This window comes from Brevibacillus dissolubilis (genome assembly GCF_006170445.1).
Taxonomy (GTDB): domain Bacteria; phylum Bacillota; class Bacilli; order Brevibacillales; family Brevibacillaceae; genus Brevibacillus_B; species Brevibacillus_B dissolubilis.
Genome location: NZ_VCNA01000003.1, coordinates 78,957 through 94,364 on the forward strand (window position 1 = coordinate 78,957; position 15,408 = coordinate 94,364).

Consider the following 15,408-nt stretch of genomic DNA (forward strand, 5'->3'; position numbering starts at 1 on the left):
CGTTGGAGCTTCCTCACCCGTTCCTGACTCGAAAATCCATTCATCCCCCTGCTTTTGCCAATCAAAAAACCCTTCCCGCAAAAAACGGCAGAAGGGTGTCATAGGCGTCCACAAACGGCGTGCACAGATTTTCCTTCTGTCTCGGTCCACACAGGCTCAGAGCAGATTTTTTTTGGTTTTTTCCAGTGGTACAGGGTAAAAAATGGGGTAATACAGAAGTCGTGGAGTGCTATTCCATGATGGATACAGCCTCCACGACAAAGTATAACAAAAGATTCCTTAATTTGCACGATAATCTATATCGGCGGAATACACTTTATGAAGTTGCCCGGCCATGTCCTCGACCAACAGCACGCCGTCATCGTCTAGGCCGATCGCTTGTCCCTCTACGGTAGACTGTACCGTCCGCACGGTGACCATGCGGCCTAGTGACATGGAGTAGGATTCCCATTCGCTCTTGACTGATGCAAACCCGTCGCGCAGATAGGTCTCGTACAGCTCCTCAAACGTCCGGCAGAACGCTTGGATGAACGGAGCGCGGCGGATCGGATTGCCGTACGCGATCCGCAGCGACGTCGCAATCTCGCCCAGATCTTCCGGAAAATCTGACTCTACCGTATTCACATTAATCCCGATTCCGATGACAAGATAGTTGACCCGGTCGGATTCGGCATTGAGCTCGGTGAGGATTCCGCATACCTTTTTTCCATTGACAAAAATATCGTTGGGCCACTTGATCTTCACGTCGACGTCCAGCTGTTCACGGATCGTACGTGCCATGGCGACTGCGGTGAGCAGGGTCATCTGTGGTGCTTTGGCGAGTGGAATCACCGGTCGGATGATCAGGCTCATCCAGATGCCTGTCCCTTTCGGTGAGTGCCAGACGCGCCCCAAGCGTCCTTTGCCCCCTGTCTGCATCTCCGCGATCACGATGGTTCCTTCTGGAGCACCATTGCCTGCTTCCTGGTGGGCCAGGATTTGCGTCGATTGGACAGTGTCGTGGGCGATAATATGCTGCCCCATATACTTCGCTTGATTTCCGGTGATGATCTGCTCGACCGAGATCGTGTCCGGCACGGTGACGAGGCGATACCCAGATTTGCGTACCGCCTCGAATTCATAGCCTTCCTCGCGCAGCTCTTCGATATGTTTCCACACCGCAGTGCGGGACACATTGCAGAGCTGGCTCAGATATTCACCAGAAATGAAGTCGTTTGGCTTTTGCTGAAATGCTTTAAGAATCTCCTGCTTGATATTCATGTGCTTCTACCTCTTTCTTCGCTGCCGCGAGCAGGTCTTCCCGCGTATTCGGCAGCCCATGCAATGCTGCTTGCTCCAACAGGGCAAGCAGCGTCAGGCGAATCCAATCGCCTGCCCTACGTTGGAACGCTTGCTGAAGATCATGTCCGGTCAATGCAAGCTCTTTCAAGGTTTTGACAGGCATCTGTTCATAGGTGCTGATCAGCCGCTGGGAAAAACGGTAGTCCCGCTCTCTCCACCAGAACGCTTGGAGCAGCATATCGACAGCCAGACAGACGTCCCAGCCAAAATCGAGCAGCAGTTTGCCCCATTCTACCTCATAGGGCTGATCCCATTTGGGTGAGAGATGGGTCAGGATATCGACATAGCGGACGATCAGCTCTGTCTCGCGTTTGGACATCTTCAAGAGCGCGGTCACAGCCTGTGCCTGTTCCGGGTGAAAGCCTGCTGTATAGAGCAGAAACGCCCACTTTTGCAGCGCCGATCCCAGGTGGAGCATCCGCCATGCTTCGGATTCGGCCCGCTCCTCTGCAAATACTCTGGACAACAGCGGAATCGCGGACAACAGCTGTGTCGCCCGCAGATAGCCGATACCCACCTGTGGATGCTCACTGTCGATTAGCTTGATCAACTCTTCCCGAATCCGCTCCACCGCGATATGCTGCAAAAGCGGTGCGGTCGTCCCCATCGCCTCCACAGTCTGCGGCTCGATTTCAAACCCCAGACGTGCCGCGAACCGGGCTGCCCTAAGCAGTCTCAGTGCATCCTCACGAAAACGCGTCCCCGGATCACCGACCGCGCGGATCAGGCCTGCCTGCAGATCCTCCTGTCCGTGAAACGGGTCGATCAGACGGTCATGCTGATCCATCGCCATCGCATTGATCGTAAAATCGCGACGCGCCAAGTCCTCGCGAATATCGGTAACGAACTGCACCTCGCTTGGACGGCGATGATCCTCATATTCCCCTTCGACACGGAAGGTGGTCACCTCAAACAGCAAACCACCCTGCTTGACGGTGACCGTTCCATGCTTCAATCCAGTCGGTATATGCCCAGGAAAAATATTCATAATGTCGCCAGGAAGCGCGTTCGTACATATATCAATATCATGAACCTCATGTGACAGCAGCCAATCGCGGACGCATCCGCCGACAAAATACGCTTCATAGCCATGCTGTTCGAGCGTTTGCAACACCGCCAAGGCTTGCTCTTTTGGCATTGCGTCATCCCCCCTTTTTTCATCGCACGATCCCAACGAGATTGATTCTTGAAGGAGGTTGGCAAAAAGGATGAAAGCATTATATGGTTGCGTCATCTTTATTGCAAAGCTTTTTCAAGCGTTTTCCAAATCGAAGCGTTGATGATGGTGTACCCAGATCAGATCGCCTGCGGCTCAGGGGAAGGGTCCTTCGGGCAGCCAAGCAGCTGATGATACAAGGCTTCATATTGGGACGTGATCTGCTCGTGGCAGAACGTGCTGTTGGAGCGCTCCACCCCCACTTGGGAAAAACGGCGGTATAATTCCTCATCCTGCAAAAGCTGAATCGTCTTGCTTGCCAAGGCGTCTACATCCCCGATCTCACAGAGGAAGCCACTCTCCCCGTCAAGCACCACTTCTGGAAGCCCGCCCGCATTGGAGGCCACGACAGGCACCCCACAGGCCATCGCTTCGAGAGCAACCAGCCCGAAGCTTTCTTTTTCTGACGGGAGAATCATCACGTCAGCCAGTGACAGAACCTCTGCCACGTCCTCCTGCTTGCCGAGGAAAAAGACATCATCGGCCACACCCAGCTCCGCCGCCATTTTCCGAATCGTGCACTGTTCAGGTCCTTCACCGATCAAGAGCAGGCGGGATGGTACTCGGTCATGGATTTTTTTGAAGGCTTGGATGACGTCCGGGACGCGCTTGACCGGGCGGAAGTTGGAGACGTGCATGACGATCTTTTCCCCGTTTGGTGCAAATTTTTTCTTCAATTCAGTTACATCCCGGCGGAAATAGCGGCGCTTGTCGACGAAGTTGTAGACGCGCTCGATTTTTTTCTCCACTTGCAGCAGTCGCTCGGTCTCACGGATCAAATCACCCGACACGGCTGTGACCATATCGCTCTGCTCGATGCCGAAGCGGATCATTTCGCTCAGACTCGGGTCATAGCCAAGCACCGTGATATCGGTTCCGTGCAGGGTGGTGACGATCTTGAGTGAGTCGCCCACCATCTGCTTCGCCAGATAGGCACACAGCGCATGCGGTACGGCATAGTGTACATGCAGGATATCCAATCCTTCTGTTTTTGCCACCTGGGCCATACGGTTCGCCAGTGTCAGGTCATACGGCGGATATTTAAACACATCATAATGATTCACTTCTACTTCATGATAGAAAATATTAGGATGATACCGCCCCAAGCGAAATGGCATGCTGGAAGTGATAAAATGTACATTATGTCCGCGTTCAGCAAGAAGCTTCCCCAGCTCCGTAGCCACAACACCAGACCCGCCTAACGATGGGTAACAGGTGATTCCGATATTCATCTGTCGTCTCTCCTTTTTTCTTGGTCGACACGGTTGATCTGACAGGAATCTGATCTATAATCCGTTGGCGACAAATAAAGCGGCACTCACATAACCTTCGCCATACATAATCCCTGCCTGTTGCCCAAAAAGCCGTTCGCGGTATTCCACCATCTCCAGGTATCCATTGTTAAGCGGTGTGACGACGCTTCCTTGTTCACGTTCAAACTGGCTTCTGTAACAGCGAAGAACGTCCATTTTTTCTAGGTATATGTCTGAGATGTCTATGACAAAACTCGGAGTTACAGTCGAATTAATAAAATAATAATAAAAACGGCTTGGGCGATGAGCAGCAAGCTCTTCGTATCCCTGATATTTATGAATGCCTGCATTAAAAATCGCTTCTTTGACAATCCGGCTGACACTTTCATGGTCTGGATGACGGTCTTGCCAATACGGAGCCAGAACCACATCCGGCCGGGTCTGGCGGATCAGATCGACCACGCGTCGAATCGCTTCGTCGCGGACATTTTCCAAGCCGCGGTCTGGCAGGCCAAAGTTATAACGCTTGGTCAAGCCCAGCAGCTCGTCAGCCGCCCGTGCCTCTCCCTGTCTGCGCTCTACCGTTCCATTGGAGGAAAGCTCGGCATAGGTCAAATCCAGGATACCGGTGCGTTTGCCTTCTTTGGCGGCACGAAGCAATGCCCCTGCCGCCCCGATCTCTACATCGTCTGGATGTGCACCGATTGCGAGAATATCTAGTTTCTCCATCGTGATTTACTCCTCATTAACCACAGTACGCCACGCAATCTCACCGCGTTCCAAGGCTTTGAGCAGCACCTCGGCCGTGCCCATATTGGTGGCAAACGGGATTTTATGTACATCACACAAGCGCAACAGCGCAATAATATCGGGTTCATGTGCCTGCGCCGTCAGCGGGTCACGCAAAAAGATAATCAAATCCATCTCATTGCGTGCGATCATCGCCCCGATCTGCTGATCACCACCGAGCGGGCCGGAGAGAAAACGCGTCACGGTCAGCTTCGTATTTTCCATGATGCGCGTCCCAGTCGTCCCCGTCGCATACAGCTCGTGCGGCGCGAGGATGCTTTCGTAGGCCATCGCAAGCTGGATCATCTCTTCTTTTTTGCGGTCGTGGGCAATTAATGCAACCTTCATCTCGGGTTCCCCTCCCTTTTCTGCTTCTGTCTCCTAGGGCGATTTCTTAAATACTGTCCCTGTTCTACTTTCCTAGTCGATGATATTCTCCAGACCATACACCAGATGATCCAGATTCATCACGGCTTTAATCGCCATGTTCACTCCAGGCATAAAGGATTCACGGCTGATCGAGTCATGACGGATGGACAAGGTCTGGCCCACTGCACCAAAAAGCACTTCCTGATGCGCCACCAAGCCAGGCAGACGGACACTATGGATGCGGAAGCCATCGTACTCAGCGCCTCTTGCACCTGCATGGGTTTCTTTTTCATCCGGATGCCCCTGCTGTACCTGCTCACGCGCCTGGGTGATCAGCTCCGCTGTCTTGATCGCTGTACCGCTTGGTGCGTCCAGCTTTTTGTCATGGTGCAGCTCGATGATCTCCACATGTGGCATGTATTTCGCCGCCATAGCAGAGAATTTCATCAACAGAATCGCACCAATCGCAAAGTTAGGCGCAATGATTGCCCCAAGCTCTGCTTCCTTGTAGCGACGGGACAAATCGGCAAGCTGCTCTGGGCTTAAGCCGGTTGTGCCTACCACCGGGCGTACACCGTGTGCCAGCGCGATATCCATATGCTTGTACACCGTATGTGGGGTGGTCAGGTCAACCAATACATCTGGTTTGTAGATGGACAGTGCCTTTTCCATATCATTGACAAAAGTTACTCCGATTGGCTTGCCGCCGATTGCTTCTCCCACGTCTACTCCGTCCAGCTTGGAGTCAATCCCCACGACGAATTTGAATTTGTCATCATGCTCCAGCAGCATTTTCACTGCTTCTTGTCCCATACGACCTTTTGCACCGGCGATTGCTACTTTGATTTTTTGTGTCATCTCCAACCACTACTCCTCTGTGTTGTTGTTTTCTATTCTTGTCCAGCGGTCTTTATCGCGTGTGTTGAACTTGTGCATAATCCGGTCAAACGCTTCCTGCAGATCAATCCCAAGCGAATTGGCAAAGCACAGCACGATAAAAAATACATCGCCCAGCTCATCATCGATCGTCTTTTCTGCCTCGTCCGCTTTTTTCTGCTTCGGACCATAATGATGGTTGATCTCGCGGGCCAATTCTCCCACTTCTTCTGTCATGCGGGCCATCATCGCCAAAGGAGAAAAATAGCCTTCTTTGAATTGAGATATGTATTGATCCACTTCCTGCTGGATCTCTTGCAATGATTTTCGCTGTTGTTCCATGGTGACCTCCATCCTGAGACCAGATTCCTAATCACTTTTCTTTGCCCTAAAATTGTAACATAAATTGGACAAGGCGAAAAACCTCAATGTATAATGACTACGTCAGTCGTATGTAAGGGAGAATGGTAGGTTATGAATCTTCGTCTTAAAAGCATCTTAGCCATTATCGTTGGAACCGCTATCATGGGCTTTGGTATCAACCAGTTTAACATTGCCAATCACTTGGCAGAAGGCGGTATCACCGGGATCAGTATCATTATCAAAATTTTATTGCCGCAGTTTGACCAAGGGATCGTTTATTTCGCTCTCAACGTGCCGCTCTTTTTCATCGGCTACAAGGTTCTGGGGAGAACCGCCTTTATCTATACGATCATCGGCACGGTTTCCTTATCGGTCTTTCTTTCCATGTTTGACCAAATGCTCGACCCCCAACCGCTCAGTGACACCCTGCTTGCCGCGCTGTACGCCGGTGTAACCGTAGGCGCTGGTCTTGGGATTATCTTCCGCTATGGTGGAACCACAGGCGGTGTCGATATTATCGCCCGCATGCTGCAAAAATACATGGGTATCAGCATGGGCAGCACCTTGTTTTTCGGTGATATCCTCGTTATTGGTGCATCTCTCCTCTATCTGAGCGTAGAAAGTGCGATGTATACCCTTGTAGCCGTCTATATCGCGGCACGGGTGATTGACTTTTTCCAAGATGGTGTCGCTTCTGGTAAAGCGCTTACCATCATCTCGAATGATGCCCAAGAGATTGCCAAAAAGATTCTCGATGTCGGCCGGGGTGTGACGATCATGAATGGCCGCGGCGCATTTTCCGGTGAGGAGAAAGAGATTATTTATGTCGTCGTCAGCCGAAATGAGGTTGTGCGGTTCAAAGGACTTGTTCAGGAAGTAGACCCTCATGCGTTTGTCATTGTGAATGATGTGCACGAGGTGTTGGGTGAAGGATTTACGTTTGATGAAAATAAACAGCCTTTGCGGGAAGCGTAGGCTGGTGGTTTGCAAAAGAGAACCGGGGCGATTTGTCCCGGTTTTTTATTTTGGTATTTTTCTGGGGTGTGTGGGAGAGAGGGAGAGACTGGCACGTTGGTCGCCCCCTCTCTTCGCAGTTTCAGTGAAAATGCCAGGAAATAAAAAAAGCGGGTTAATTGCCCCACTTCTGTGTTGGTATGAAACACCTGATTCGTTATTCCCTCAAGGATATAAAAACTTATTAACTCGTAACTCTATTTTTTTCATCACTTTATCACTTCATTAATAGGATGCTTTATCACTGCGTTACTTCATTAAATACATTCACAATTGCCTAAGCAACCATTTCAATTCAAGCAACCCAAAACGTTACCAAATCCTGTCCATAAACCTAAATCTGCAATCTACACTTCCATTCACTCTGCCCTTTTCCCCAACTCAACCTATCTGTAACATCCCCTATTCCCTCTCAAGCCACCTTGTATTCCCTACAATCACTTGTCTGTTTTCCCTCATTTATTCATCCTAATCCTTAATCTTTTCTCATTTATCTTTATTTTTCATATTTATTTCTCATTCTTTATCCTTATTTCTTATCTTTTATCGTTTTTCTTTTCTCCTTCTCTTTTCCTTTTCCCCCTTCTTTTTCTCCTCTCAATGTAGACCGCGACAGTCTGCGGACACTAGGACTCTCTGGGGGACCTCCTTGACAATCCCCTACCCAGCGAAGAAAAGACCAATGAGAGGGCGCTTTTCGGGGCAATAGTCTCATTTTATTGAGACCCAGATGTCCCCTCTCAAACGGGGGATTGAAACATTTTGCCCCGCCCTCTCATTGGTCTTTTCGCAGCGGATTTTCAATTTTTACTTGCAGGGATGGTCACAGAGGTCTACTAGAGAGCCCTAGGTCACACACCGAGCACGTCGACTCAATGCCCCATCTGCGCCGTATACTTCACCCACGCCACATACGCCAGCGTCACACTTACCACCATACCGATCGTAGCCATCAACATATAAGGCGACTCGCTGCCCATCAGCATCCCAAGCGCACTCTTATCTTCACCGACGAAGGCCTCCTGCATCACACCATTGAGGTCACGGAGCGAATCGCGGATCTCCTGCCATTCCACATCACCAGTGCGCAGCTGCTGCATCATGCGGGCATAAGAAGAAGAGACAACCTCCATATCGCTCTCTTTCATTTGCACGCTCATCGCCGGGCGAATGGCCAGATACAGCTGATAGTTCTGTTCAAACTGGTCCTTGAACTCGCTCAAGTCCCGCTCGACAGAAGCTTTCATCAAGTTCTGCATCTGTTTGGCGTATGGGTTGTAGTATTCGCGCCACATCGGTTGATGAGCGTGACTGAGTGCATCGATCGCGACACGGACCTGGGTAGCGTGCCAGAGCAGCTTTTCCTCGCTTACCTTGCTCGCGGAAAAACTCTTTTTCGCAGCCAAAATAGACTGTGTCACCGCGTTGAGACTTTCAATCCGAATCGTTACGGGGAGGATTTGGTTGGGGAAGATTTCCGCCAGCTTATCGATATTTGCACGCGCTCCGTCCAAATCTCCTTTGACGGTATCATTGAGCATTTCGCTTGCGATCTTATCTAATTCCGCCAACTGTTGATTCCCCGGCGGTTTTTCCATGGTTGTAAAAAAGTAACTAATAGGCCAAGCCAAAAGTAATCCCGTAACGACTAAAACCAGTAACAATTTCATGTTTTTTTGCAAAAGAAAAACCTCCTTTCCCCATAGTACAGCCTATGGAGCGGAGGACAAGATTAGACCTTGTTTCTGGTAAGAATCGTATTCAGGTACCAGATTAATGAAATGGAAACCAAGCTTAGCAAGACGGTACACAATCCCACAACACCTGTATAAGGCACAAGCTCAGCTGGAAGCCATGGATGAATATACATGACATAGTCTAGAAAATCATTATTCAGAGTCCACAAGGCTGCAATCCCAACCGGCACCCAGCTCAACTTGTAATAGCGGGCGTATAACGCTGATTCGACGGCCATTCCGGTGTGCGATACCATCAGCATGATATCTTGCCAATGAATCTCATTTCCGAGTGACCAGCCGGCAATGATGACCGCTACAGCCCATACCCCGTATTTAAAGTTTGTGATACTTGCCAAGGCTTCCAAAACAGGAACACTGCGGCCAATAATATATGTAAATAAGACCAACGTAAATAAGCCACTCCCTGTCGGACTATCCGGCACAAACACCCGTAAAAAAGCAGGCTCGGTACTGGCTAATTGCTCTTTATACCAATAGAAGCCATAGATGGTTCCCAGTAAGTTGATCACGAACAGAATCCAGAGAAACCAGGATTTCCCTAATGACTCCCAAAACCATACCCACATCCACTTCATTCTATCGTCTCCCATTTTAGCCTTGACACCTTCTGTCGTGTAAGTGAAACCGTCCGCTTGAAAGGAAGAAGCTGACCGAATAAGTCAGCCAGCTTCTGCTTGTTTCTTATTTCAAGCTTGCAAGATATTCAACGAGTTTGTTGAGATCCTCGTCGCTACCTTTGAACATACCAGGAGGCATAGAGCCTTTACCCTTGGTGATGATCTCTTTGATCTCTTCAGGTTTGTACTTTTCGCCAACCTTTTGGAGGTTAGGACCAGCAGTACCTTCGAGGTTTTTACCGTGACAGCCTTGGCAGCTTGCTTGAGCTGTCCAGATGTCGCCAGCTTTGAAGTTCGGATCAGCCGCTGCTGCCGGAGCATTTGCACCAGCGCCGCCGTGGCTTGCACCGTGTTTCTTCACGTGCTCATCGTGAGCAGCCCACGTGAGGAAGAAGATAGAGAACAGAGAAAGCATCATAAGACCAGTCGTAACTGGACGTTTCAACGGACGACGCTCTTTACCTGCATCGAGCCATGGTACGAGTACCATCGCACCGAACGCTACGCCTGGGATACCGAGAATCCCCAAGATAACGTAGTCACCTGCTGCCCAAGGATACTTGAGCAACTGATAGAGGAACAGGAAGTACCAGTCAGGCAGTGGAACGAAGGAAGTATCGTTCGGGTTCGCCTTCGCGGTCAGCGGAGATTCATGGGAAACAGTAAGAACGAGAAAAGCTATCAAGCCGACTGCCGCTACCATCCACTCTTTTAAGAGGAAGTTAGGCCAGAAAGCTTCAGACTTACCCGGAAAATCGGAGTAAGACGGTGAAATATTAGGGATGCGCTTCGCAGAAACCCGAGAATCTCCGACGAAGGTAGCATCTTTATCGTGTTTTGCCATGCTAATGCCTCCAGTTCGAAGATTTTATTATAGTGGACCTGAGATACCTTGTGCACGGATCATAACGAAGTGAGCACCCAGAAGACCGAGAAGTGCACCTGGGAGGAAGAATACGTGGATCGCAAAGAAGCGAGTCAGCGTTTGCGCACCTACGATTTCGCCACCGGTCAGAAGCGTTTTCAGGTATGGACCAACCCATGGTACAGTGTCAGCGATTTGCAGACCTACTTTAGTCGCAAAGTACGCAGTGTTATCCCATGGAAGCAGGTAGCCTGTAAAACCAAGACCGAGCATTACGAAGAAGATGAGCATACCAACAACCCAGTTCAGCTCGCGAGGTTTTTTGTAAGCACCTGTGAAGAATACGCGCAGAGTATGAAGGAACATCATAACGATTACGAGAGAAGCTCCCCAGTGGTGCATACCGCGAACGATTACCCCGAAGGCAACTTCTGTTTGCAGGTATTTTACCGATTCATACGCGTTGATGATGTCTGGTACATAGTACATGCTCAAGAACATACCAGACAGGATTTGGATTACAGTGATGAAGAACGTCAGACCGCCGAAGCAGTATACGAACGCGGAGAAATGGTGCGCCGGGTTAACGTGCTCTGGTACCTCATGGTCAGCGAGGTCACGCCACATTGGGGTGATATTCAGTCGCTCGTCCACCCAGTCATACATTTTTTGCATCATCTAGCCTGCCACCCCCTGGCGAGGATTTGGAATGACTTTACCCAGATATACCTTGCCTTCTTTCACTTCAACCTCATACTCATCGAGTGGTTTCAGTGGCGGTGTGCCAAGGATGTTTTCGCCATTGATCGCATAGCGGCCCAAGTGGCATGGGCAGAAGTATTGATCTTTTGTTCCATCTGGGTTCGTGTTCCAGTCAACTGTACACCCCAAGTGTTTACAGACCGGTGAAAGCGCGAGAATCTCGCCTTCCTCTGTCTTTCTTACCCAAGCTGCCATTGTAGTTTCAGACTCATACCAACCATCTTTGGTATGTACCTTGAAGTCAATGCGCTTCGGTTCAGGACCGAATTCATCTGCGTTTCCAACTGCTACTTTATCTCCACCAGCCGAGTGTTTCAGCAATGGATCGATTGCAAAACGAATCATTGGTGTGATCATACCTGCAGCTAGGAAACCACCAGTCCCCATGAGTGCATAGTTTAAGAACGTCCGTCTGGAAATTTCCTTTTTACCACTCACCCATTTTCCCTCCTATTCCTGATAAATTACGTACGATTGCAACTGCATACAAATAAAACTTACACTAGGTCAAACCAATAATAGCTAAACCGCTTAGCAGATGTCAAGAATGTGACCTGCAAACACAAGCGAATGTTAGGAGATTCGCACGATATTGTTGAGATTTTGTCAAAAATAGATCACCTTCCTGAAAAAAAGAGCTTTAATCGCTTCTACGCGACCAAGCTCAGGTTCGCTTACTCTATTTTGCCACTTTTGGTTGCCAAATATGTAAGATTTCTTTAAACAGGACATCAACGGTAATATCAAACCGAATCTGCGAATCTAAATCCTGGTCTCCGACCGTCAAAAATTGGACCTGTCCCTGCACCGTCTCTGCAGATAATGTAAAATCGTGCCCGGAAAAACGCAGGATCAGCTTATACGCAAAGTCTTGCGGCAGGTGCAGAGCCACCTTGCCCGCTTCGTCTGCCACGTGGTACGCTGCCGGAAACATCATGATCCGTCCTGTCAGACGCTGCTCAATCGCCCCTGCCAGGCTCATCAGATAGGTTAAGCGCAGGGCATGCTCGGGCAAAGGCCGGTCTTCTTCATAAATGTAATGCACCAGCAGCGCGGTATCCACGTATTCCTTGACTTCATCCCAATTCTGCAGAGCTTCTATATTCCATTGCATGACAACTCGCCTCTCTCGTTGAATCTGTGAACTAGATTACCACGAATCAAAGCAAGCCTGCAACGAATCTGTACACACGTTCTGCCTTACTTGGCTTCAAAGGCAAGAATCTGGCGCAGCTCGCTGGTAAGTGTCATGAACCGGTCTTTGTTTTTCACCGCCAATGCCTCGTCGATTTCACGATATAATGTTTTTTTACGGAACAGACGCACCTGTTGATCGATCATGATCTCCGACAACAGACCGGACATCATATTTTGCTGATTGTTAAAGAGAAAATTAGGCTTTTCCATTCCAGATCCCTCACTTCATTGTAATCGTGGTATCAACAAATCCATTGTACTGCTTCATCCAAGACTGGCTGGCATAGGTGCCAGTGTAGAGCCAATCCCCGTCTTCTGCCTGCCCCGCTTTGAGCAGCCCGAGATGCACCATCATTTTTAAAATCCGGGTGACTAAAATATCCTCTGGCTTGTCATAATAAAAAGGCTTGATCCATGGCAACAGTGTCTGGGACAGTCTCTCTTGGCTGATCCAGCGGCTCGTGGCCATCCGTGGGATCAACTGGGTGAGCAGCGGCAGATTGGGTATCGCCCGCTTGTACAGACGCATCCAGAAACGCACCAGATCATGGTAAGTCTGATCCGTATAGGTCTCTGCAAAACGCTCCGCCCCTGACTCTGTGATCTCCAGCCGGCCTGAGATTTCCTCAATCCAGCGGTGATAGTAACAGAAGTCGTACAAGAGAGAAAAACGGTCAGGATACAAATCAAAATGCAACCCGTAGCCAAAGCGCCATTTTTGCGGCGGCAGTGGTTCTTCCTTGACGCTTAAAAACTCCAGCAGCTGTACCTGATACCGCTTGTACATCCCCCCATCCGCAGTGAGCGGGACCGGCTCTTTTGCTAAAAATTGTAGGAAGAGCATGATGTCATCGCACATAGCCGTGCCTTCATCGCGGTATGCCAAGGGTTCGTACGGGATCGGTTCCTGCTGCCCGCGCCACAGAGTAAGCCAGGCTTGGATATATGGCTCGCGCAGATCGGCCGGAATCTGATACTGGCCGATGAGGTTGCCCTTGGCCGGAAATAACCAGCCTCGCTTGATGGCGATTGCAACCTGTTTCCGCGCTGCCTCTTTCTTCTGCTCCTCACCGTCTGGAAGGGCCATGCTAGCCTTCGCCAGCAGATCCTCCAAGGTAAGACGGTCGCGTTTATCGAGGAACAAAAGCAAGAGGAAGTGCGTATCCACCGATGACAGCTGCTCCACTTCATGCGTAATCGTCTGCGAGTGACGGAGTCGCGTCATCAGCGTGGTAATCAACTCATTTTTGGAGTGAAGGTTACCTTCGTACCCGTAGTGACTGGCAATTTGGTGAAGCTGCCCGATATCGGCATAGACCAGTACCTCAGCTAAGTTCATTTGCGAATCCCTTCTATCCTGGTTACTTTAGCTACCATTCTTGCCAAAGTCACAGGATTTAAACAAAGAAAAAGCAGGTTCCGCTAAGGGAAACCTGCTTTTTAATTTTAATTTCCTATTTTATTTTAGGCCAATTCTTTCAAAGTATACCCGTCGTGCAATTATACTCTCACTAATAAAAGAAATATATTCTACAAATAATTGTTCCAAATCATTAATAACAATTTCATTGGGTTTTTTATCGATTGATAAGTGATAGTACCTTTTCGGCGAAAATGTAGCAGGTTCCCAAATCTCAGTCATTGCATACCCTGGTTTTGTAGAACCAAAATAAATTAATAAATACACCCCAGTGGTAGAAGGAATCGGACTTATTACCATATAGCTATTGGGAATTAGCAATGTTCCATTCCCAAAAGTTAATATTACTGTATTATTAGTATTTCTTTCTTTAAGATTTAAAGCATAAATATCGTGATACCTACCACTTTCATCTATTTTCCTACAATAATATTCAACTTCTAAGGCATCTTCCGTTTTATTATATAAAAATTCAGCAACTTGAGCCGCATTCGGAACATTACCAATATTAACTACTTTCACGCCAGAATCTGCTCTTTTTATAAGTTCACCAGTTTTCCCCTCTGCCCATTTTAGTATATCTGTTATTAGTTCTTTTATGATATTGAGCTTGTCGGTTTGTGATTTTGCTATATATTTAACTGAACCATGTTCAACATTTAAAACTTTATCCAACTCGCCTAAAAAGTCCTGTATTTTTTCAGTTTGGGGTTCAAGTTTCTCTTCTTTAATTTGCTCAATATTAGTTAAAGATTCAGGTAAAGCTTCAGATACATCCTTTCCCTTTACCCTACTAATAGCAAGGCTACCGGCCTGCTCTCCGGTAAATACAGGTGTTTGAACATAACCATACCTTTTAGATAGTTCTATAGTTTTATCCATTACATAATTCTTTAGATTATCTAATGTAACAAACTCTCCATCAATAGTAGCAGAACCTGAGAGTCCTTTTACCAAAAAATACGAGAATATTCCATGTCCAAGCTCTCCAAATTCATGTGCAAACTGGTCTTCTTTACATGCCGCTAATGTGGCCCAACCTTCAGCCCCTACGATTAAGTGTTTTTCTAATACAGGCTTAATAAGATTTCCAGTTCTTCTCATCATTCTTCCAGAGTGGCAAGCATCAAAGAATCTTAATTTAAACTTCGCCACAGAAGCACTAAAGTACTCGTTTACCTTATTCATCGGAATTGAAGAGTCTTTTAAAATATTTTCTCTATATTCTTTCGTTATAAGAAAGCTATCATTTTCATCACTTGTACCATGTCCTGCAAAATAGAATAGTATTGAATCTTCTTCAGTTGCTTTATCACACATAAGTTGTATCTTGGAGAGTATATCACTGTTGGTTGGTCGTTCGGCTTTATTATGTTGAACATCCGAAAATAACCATACATCATCCTCGCTATAATCAGAATAATGAATAAGTGCCTCGTAAAATGCTACAGCATCAGCACCACAAAAGTTCAAATTGTTTATGTCAGTGCCGCTGTAGTCATTAATACCGACAATAACCGCATATCTTTTAGCCGTGAGTTGCAAACTCATAATTAGTCCTCCTGA

The 15,408-nt window shown here is 48.2% G+C and carries 17 protein-coding genes; 1 reads left to right on the plus strand and 16 read right to left on the minus strand.

What is annotated here, in order from left to right; all coding sequences use genetic code 11:
• Positions 1-279: 279 nt before the first annotated feature.
• The 7 genes from FGI41_RS06375 to FGI41_RS06405 all read right to left on the minus strand — a co-directional run bounded on the left by FGI41_RS06375 (position 280) and on the right by FGI41_RS06405 (position 6,186).
• Positions 280-1,260 (minus strand): biotin--[acetyl-CoA-carboxylase] ligase, encoded by a 981-nt coding sequence (locus tag FGI41_RS06375; RefSeq protein WP_139489134.1) that lies wholly within the window; start codon positions 1,258-1,260, stop codon positions 280-282.
• On the minus strand, positions 1,235-2,479 hold the full coding sequence (locus FGI41_RS06380) for a CCA tRNA nucleotidyltransferase (protein WP_139489135.1): 1,245 nt from the start codon (positions 2,477-2,479) through the stop codon (positions 1,235-1,237). Before FGI41_RS06380 ends, FGI41_RS06375 begins: the two co-directional genes overlap by 26 nt.
• A gap of 158 nt (positions 2,480-2,637) precedes the next feature.
• Positions 2,638-3,789, minus strand: a complete 1,152-nt coding sequence (bshA, locus tag FGI41_RS06385) for an N-acetyl-alpha-D-glucosaminyl L-malate synthase BshA (RefSeq protein ID WP_139489136.1) — start codon at positions 3,787-3,789, stop codon at positions 2,638-2,640.
• 54 nt (positions 3,790-3,843) lie between these two features.
• Entirely contained in the window at positions 3,844-4,539 is a 696-nt protein-coding gene (bshB1, locus tag FGI41_RS06390) for a bacillithiol biosynthesis deacetylase BshB1 (RefSeq protein ID WP_139489137.1), read from the minus strand.
• Positions 4,540-4,545: 6 nt separating this feature from the next.
• Positions 4,546-4,947 carry a methylglyoxal synthase gene (locus tag FGI41_RS06395; protein ID WP_139489138.1) on the minus strand — a complete coding sequence of 134 codons (402 nt, stop codon included), beginning with the start codon at positions 4,945-4,947 and terminating at the stop codon, positions 4,546-4,548.
• Between the two features lie 72 nt (positions 4,948-5,019).
• The gene (dapB, locus tag FGI41_RS06400; protein WP_139489139.1) at positions 5,020-5,826 is read right to left on the minus strand and encodes a 4-hydroxy-tetrahydrodipicolinate reductase; all 807 of its coding nucleotides are present in this window, start codon (positions 5,824-5,826) and stop codon (positions 5,020-5,022) included.
• Between the two features lie 9 nt (positions 5,827-5,835).
• The gene (locus FGI41_RS06405; protein ID WP_139489140.1) at positions 5,836-6,186 is read right to left on the minus strand and encodes a nucleotide pyrophosphohydrolase; all 351 of its coding nucleotides are present in this window, start codon (positions 6,184-6,186) and stop codon (positions 5,836-5,838) included.
• Between the two features lie 132 nt (positions 6,187-6,318).
• On the opposite strand from FGI41_RS06405, the gene FGI41_RS06410 reads away from it, so the two are divergent.
• Positions 6,319-7,182, plus strand: coding sequence for a YitT family protein (locus tag FGI41_RS06410; RefSeq protein WP_139489141.1), 864 nt, complete (start codon positions 6,319-6,321; stop codon positions 7,180-7,182).
• A gap of 911 nt (positions 7,183-8,093) precedes the next feature.
• Here the strand turns inward: FGI41_RS06410 and FGI41_RS06415 are convergent.
• From FGI41_RS06415 to FGI41_RS06455, 9 genes are all read right to left on the minus strand, one after another.
• Entirely contained in the window at positions 8,094-8,903 is an 810-nt protein-coding gene (locus tag FGI41_RS06415; protein WP_139489142.1) for a sporulation protein YpjB, read from the minus strand.
• A 50-nt stretch (positions 8,904-8,953) separates the two neighbouring features.
• A complete protein-coding gene (locus FGI41_RS06420) occupies positions 8,954-9,556 on the minus strand; it encodes a DUF1405 domain-containing protein (protein ID WP_139489143.1) in 603 nt (200 codons plus the stop codon).
• A 106-nt stretch (positions 9,557-9,662) separates the two neighbouring features.
• Positions 9,663-10,442 carry a menaquinol-cytochrome c reductase cytochrome b/c subunit gene (locus FGI41_RS06425; protein ID WP_139489144.1) on the minus strand — a complete coding sequence of 260 codons (780 nt, stop codon included), beginning with the start codon at positions 10,440-10,442 and terminating at the stop codon, positions 9,663-9,665.
• Positions 10,443-10,469: 27 nt separating this feature from the next.
• Complete coding sequence (gene qcrB, locus FGI41_RS06430; RefSeq protein ID WP_139489145.1) at positions 10,470-11,141, minus strand: menaquinol-cytochrome c reductase cytochrome b subunit; 672 nt, start codon at positions 11,139-11,141, stop codon at positions 10,470-10,472.
• Complete coding sequence (locus FGI41_RS06435) at positions 11,142-11,663, minus strand: Rieske (2Fe-2S) protein (RefSeq protein ID WP_139489146.1); 522 nt, start codon at positions 11,661-11,663, stop codon at positions 11,142-11,144.
• 241 nt (positions 11,664-11,904) lie between these two features.
• A complete protein-coding gene (locus tag FGI41_RS06440) occupies positions 11,905-12,339 on the minus strand; it encodes a DUF2487 family protein (protein WP_139489147.1) in 435 nt (144 codons plus the stop codon).
• Positions 12,340-12,425: 86 nt separating this feature from the next.
• Complete coding sequence (locus tag FGI41_RS06445; protein ID WP_139489148.1) at positions 12,426-12,632, minus strand: IDEAL domain-containing protein; 207 nt, start codon at positions 12,630-12,632, stop codon at positions 12,426-12,428.
• Between the two features lie 10 nt (positions 12,633-12,642).
• A complete protein-coding gene (locus FGI41_RS06450) occupies positions 12,643-13,761 on the minus strand; it encodes a hypothetical protein (protein WP_139489149.1) in 1,119 nt (372 codons plus the stop codon).
• Positions 13,762-13,881: 120 nt separating this feature from the next.
• The gene (locus tag FGI41_RS06455; protein ID WP_176560157.1) at positions 13,882-15,393 is read right to left on the minus strand and encodes a caspase family protein; all 1,512 of its coding nucleotides are present in this window, start codon (positions 15,391-15,393) and stop codon (positions 13,882-13,884) included.
• Positions 15,394-15,408: the final 15 nt, after the last annotated feature.

Excerpts from the sequence above, each read along its gene's own strand:
- FGI41_RS06375 (WP_139489134.1), bottom strand. The coding sequence starts at position 1,260 with ATGAATATCAAGCAGGAGATTCTTAAAGCATTTCAGCAAAAGCCAAAC.
- FGI41_RS06455 (WP_176560157.1), bottom strand. The coding sequence starts at position 15,393 with ATGAGTTTGCAACTCACGGCTAAAAGATATGCGGTTATTGTCGGTATT.
- FGI41_RS06420 (WP_139489143.1), bottom strand. The coding sequence starts at position 9,556 with ATGAAGTGGATGTGGGTATGGTTTTGGGAGTCATTAGGGAAATCCTGG.
- dapB (WP_139489139.1), bottom strand. The coding sequence starts at position 5,826 with ATGACACAAAAAATCAAAGTAGCAATCGCCGGTGCAAAAGGTCGTATG.
- FGI41_RS06395 (WP_139489138.1), bottom strand. The coding sequence starts at position 4,947 with ATGAAGGTTGCATTAATTGCCCACGACCGCAAAAAAGAAGAGATGATC.
- FGI41_RS06410 (WP_139489141.1), top strand. The coding sequence starts at position 6,319 with ATGAATCTTCGTCTTAAAAGCATCTTAGCCATTATCGTTGGAACCGCT.
- FGI41_RS06445 (WP_139489148.1), bottom strand. The coding sequence starts at position 12,632 with ATGGAAAAGCCTAATTTTCTCTTTAACAATCAGCAAAATATGATGTCC.
- bshB1 (WP_139489137.1), bottom strand. The coding sequence starts at position 4,539 with ATGGAGAAACTAGATATTCTCGCAATCGGTGCACATCCAGACGATGTA.
- FGI41_RS06405 (WP_139489140.1), bottom strand. The coding sequence starts at position 6,186 with ATGGAACAACAGCGAAAATCATTGCAAGAGATCCAGCAGGAAGTGGAT.
- FGI41_RS06425 (WP_139489144.1), bottom strand. The coding sequence starts at position 10,442 with ATGGCAAAACACGATAAAGATGCTACCTTCGTCGGAGATTCTCGGGTT.
- FGI41_RS06450 (WP_139489149.1), bottom strand. The coding sequence starts at position 13,761 with ATGAACTTAGCTGAGGTACTGGTCTATGCCGATATCGGGCAGCTTCAC.
- bshA (WP_139489136.1), bottom strand. The coding sequence starts at position 3,789 with ATGAATATCGGAATCACCTGTTACCCATCGTTAGGCGGGTCTGGTGTT.
- qcrB (WP_139489145.1), bottom strand. The coding sequence starts at position 11,141 with ATGATGCAAAAAATGTATGACTGGGTGGACGAGCGACTGAATATCACC.
- FGI41_RS06380 (WP_139489135.1), bottom strand. The coding sequence starts at position 2,479 with ATGCCAAAAGAGCAAGCCTTGGCGGTGTTGCAAACGCTCGAACAGCAT.
- FGI41_RS06440 (WP_139489147.1), bottom strand. The coding sequence starts at position 12,339 with ATGCAATGGAATATAGAAGCTCTGCAGAATTGGGATGAAGTCAAGGAA.